The sequence below is a fragment of the Ammoniphilus resinae genome (assembly GCF_017873965.1).
GTDB lineage: Bacteria > Bacillota > Bacilli > Aneurinibacillales > RAOX-1 > Ammoniphilus_A > Ammoniphilus_A resinae.
Genome location: NZ_JAGGKT010000045.1, coordinates 1 through 2935 on the forward strand (window position 1 = coordinate 1; position 2935 = coordinate 2935).

Genomic DNA, 2935 nt, shown 5'->3' on the forward strand with positions numbered 1-2935 from the left:
ATTAGGAAACAAATCCTAACAAAAAAACCTAGTAGGTTAAGCTACAAAGGGCGCACGGTGGATGCCTTGGCACTAGGAGCCGAAGAAGGACGCGGTAAACGGCGATACGCCTCGGGGAGCTGTAAGCAAGCTTTGATCCGAGGATTTCCGAATGGGGGAACCCACTGTCCGTAATGGGGCAGTACCACTACCTGAATTCATAGGGTGGATGGAGGTATACCAGGGGAACTGAAACATCTAAGTACCCTGAGGAGAAGAAAACAATGAGTGATTCCCTAAGTAGCGGCGAGCGAACGGGGAACAGCCCAAACCGGAAAGCTTGCTTTCCGGGGTTGTAGGACGTTTCACATGGAGTTACAAAGGACGAGAATAGACGAAGCGATCTGGAAAGATCCATCAGAGAAGGTAACAATCCTGTAGTCAAAATTCTCGTCTCTCCGAAACGAATCCTGAGTAGGGCGGGACACGTGAAACCCCGTCTGAAGCAGGGAGGACCATCTCCCAAGGCTAAATACTCCCTAGTGACCGATAGTGAACCAGTACCGTGAGGGAAAGGTGAAAAGCACCCCGGGAGGGGAGTGAAATAGAACCTGAAACCGTGTGCCTACAAACAGTCGGAGCCCGATTAATGGGTGACGGCGTGCCTTTTGTAGAATGAACCGGCGAGTTACGTTTACGTGCAAGGTTAAGTTGAAGAGACGGAGCCGCAGCGAAAGCGAGTCTGAATAGGGCGAATGAGTACGTAGGCGTAGACCCGAAACCGTGTGATCTACCCATGTCCAGGGTGAAGGTGCGGTAACACGCACTGGAGGCCCGAACCCACGCACGTTGAAAAGTGCGGGGATGAGGTGTGGGTAGCGGAGAAATTCCAATCGAACTCGGAAATAGCTGGTTCTCTCCGAAATAGCTTTAGGGCTAGCCTCGAGGTAGGAGTCTTGGAGGTAGAGCACTGATTGGGCTAGGGGTCCTCACCGGATTACCGAACTCAGTCAAACTCCGAATGCCAAAGACTTACCCTCGGGAGTCAGACTGCGAGTGCTAAGATCCGTAGTCAAAAGGGAAACAGCCCAGACCATCAGCTAAGGTCCCCAAGTGTATGTTAAGTGGGAAACGATGTGGAGTTGCCCAGACAACCAGGATGTTGGCTTAGAAGCAGCCACCATTTAAAGAGTGCGTAATAGCTCACTGGTCGAGTGACTCTGCGCGGAAAATGTAACGGGGCTAAACATACCACCGAAGCTATGGATTGTCCTTATGGACAGTGGTAGGAGAGCGTTCCAAGGGCATTGAAGCATGACCGGAAGGACATGTGGAGCGCTTGGAAGTGAGAATGCCGGTGTAAGTAGCGAAAAGATCAGTGAGAATCTGATCCGCCGAAAACCTAAGGTTTCCTGAGGAAGGCTCGTCCGCTCAGGGTTAGTCGGGACCTAAGTCGAGGCCGAAAGGCGTAGACGATGGACAACAGGTTGAAATTCCTGTACCACCTCATTTCCGTTTGAGCAATGGAGGGACGCAGTAAGGTAGGGTAAGCAGGCGACTGGAAGAGCCTGTCCAAGCACGTAGGCTGATGAGTAGGCAAATCCGCTCATTGTAAGGCTGAAGTGTGATGGCGAGGGAAATTTAAGTACCGAAGTTCCTGATCCTACACTGCCAAGAAAAGCTTCTAGCGAGGAAATAGGTGCCCGTACCGCAAACCGACACAGGTAGGTGAGGAGAGAATCCTAAGGCGCGCGGGAAAACTCTTGCTAAGGAACTCGGCAAAATGACCCCGTAACTTCGGGAGAAGGGGTGCCCCGGTAGTGTGAATAGCACGAGGGGGCCGCAGTGAAAAGGCCCAAGCGACTGTTTAGCAAAAACACAGGTCTCTGCGAAGCCGCAAGGCGAAGTATAGGGGCTGACGCCTGCCCGGTGCTGGAAGGTTAAGAGGAGAGGTTAGCGCAAGCGAAGCTTTGAATTGAAGCCCCAGTAAACGGCGGCCGTAACTATAACGGTCCTAAGGTAGCGAAATTCCTTGTCGGGTAAGTTCCGACCCGCACGAAAGGCGTAACGACTTGGGCGCTGTCTCGGCAAGAGACCCGGTGAAATCGTAATACCTGTGAAGATGCAGGTTACCCGTGACAAGACGGAAAGACCCCATGGAGCTTTACTACAGCTTGATATTGGATTTTGGTATGTTTTGTACAGGATAGGTGGGAGCCAGAGAAGCCGGGTCGCCAGATTCGGTGGAGGCAATGGTGGGATACCACCCTGAACATATCGGAGTTCTAACCTACGCCCCTGATCGGGGTGGGGGACAGTGTCAGGTGGGTAGTTTGACTGGGGCGGTCGCCTCCTAAAGAGTAACGGAGGCGCCCAAAGGTTCCCTCAGCGCGGTTGGAAATCGCGCGAAGAGTGCAAAGGCAGAAGGGAGCTTGACTGCGAGACCTACAAGTCGAGCAGGGACGAAAGTCGGGCTTAGTGATCCGGTGGTTCCGCATGGAAGGGCCATCGCTCAACGGATAAAAGCTACCCTGGGGATAACAGGCTTATCTCCCCCAAGAGTCCACATCGACGGGGAGGTTTGGCACCTCGATGTCGGCTCATCGCATCCTGGGGCTGAAGTTGGTCCCAAGGGTTGGGCTGTTCGCCCATTAAAGCGGTACGCGAGCTGGGTTCAGAACGTCGTGAGACAGTTCGGTCCCTATCTGTCACGGGCGCAGGAAATTTGAGAGGAGCTGTCCTTAGTACGAGAGGACCGGGATGGACGCACCGCTGGTGCACCAGTTGTTCCGCCAGGAGCACAGCTGGGTAGCTATGTGCGGCAGGGATAAACGCTGAAAGCATCTAAGCGTGAAGCCCCCCTCAAGATGAGATTTCCCATGGAGTTAATCCAGTAAGACCCCTTAAAGATGATGAGGTTGATAGGTCCGGTGTGGAAGTGCTGCAAAGCATGGAG

The 2935-nt window shown here is 53.3% G+C and carries 1 rRNA gene; it reads left to right on the forward strand.

The features are described from left to right. Nucleotides 1-34 precede the first annotated feature (34 nt). Nucleotides 35-2935, forward strand: a 23S ribosomal RNA gene (locus J2Z37_RS25165); the annotation flags it as partial.